The following is a 1,047-nucleotide window of genomic DNA, read 5'->3' on the forward strand; positions in this document are numbered from 1 at the left end:
CGCCGCCTGCCGGTAACGCTCCAGCGCCCCGGCCAGGTTGCCGCGCTGCTCCTGGACGACCGCGAGCTGCAGGGCCGCCTCGCCGTGCCCCTCGGCCGCGGCCCGCGCGTACCACTCCTGCGCCTGCTGCTGCTCGCCGCGCCCGGCGTGCAGCACGCCGAGGTTGAACGCGCCGTCGACGCTGCCGGCCTCGGCCGCCTTGGAGAACCAAGGCTGGGCGCCGGACTCGTCGCCGCGCTGCAGCAGCACCACGGCCAGCGCGTTGCAGGCCTCCCGGTGCCCGGCGTAGGCGGCCCGGCGGTACCACTGCTCGGCCTGCTGCTCGCGGCCGGTGCCGGCGCAGAGCAGGCCCAGGTTGAAGGCTCCGTTCTGGTCGCCCGCGTCCAGTGCGACGCGGTACCAGCGCTCGGCCGCGGCGGCCTCGCCACGGCTCGCGTGCAGCGCGCCCAGCGCGTTGGCGGCGTTGCCGTCCCCGGCCTCGGCGGCCTCCTGCCACCACTCGGCGGCGGCGGCCAGGTCCCCGGAGTCGCGCAGCAGGAAGCCCAGCGCGCAGGCCGCGCGCGCCTCCCCGTTCTGCGCGGCCTGCCGGTACCAGCGGGCCGCCTCGTCCAGCAGCGACCGGTCGGTGCGGGCGCGCTCCTCCAGCAGCACGCCCAGGCGCAGCGCGGCGCGGGCGTGGCTGCGCGCGGCGGCGGTGCGGTACCAGGTCTCGGCGGTCTCCTTGTCCCCGGCGGCCTCGCGCATCCGGGCCAGCCGGTAGGAGGCCTCCCGGTGCCCGGCGTCGGCGGAGACCTTGAACCAGCGCTCGGCGCGCACGTCCCGCCGATGCTCCATCAGGTCGCCCAGCGCGTAGGCGCCCAGCGGGTGGCCGTGGTCGGCGGCGAAGTGCAGCCAGTACTCGGCGGCCTCCTCCTCGCCCTGGTCGCGCAGTTGCAGCCCGAGCGCGTGCGCGGCCGGCGCGCTGCCGGCCACGGCGGCCTGACGCCACCACTGGCCGGCCTCGGCCCGGTGGCCCTGCTGGTGCAACAGCACGCCGAGGTTGTTGGC

General features: G+C 77.9%; 1 pseudogene. It reads right to left on the reverse strand.

What is annotated here, in order from left to right:
• A pseudogene (locus KS423_RS46105) lies at positions 1 to 1,047 on the reverse strand (tetratricopeptide repeat protein); the annotation flags it as partial.

The sequence above is a fragment of the Streptomyces sp. LS1784 genome (genome assembly GCF_020103755.1).
Taxonomy (GTDB): domain Bacteria; phylum Actinomycetota; class Actinomycetes; order Streptomycetales; family Streptomycetaceae; genus Kitasatospora.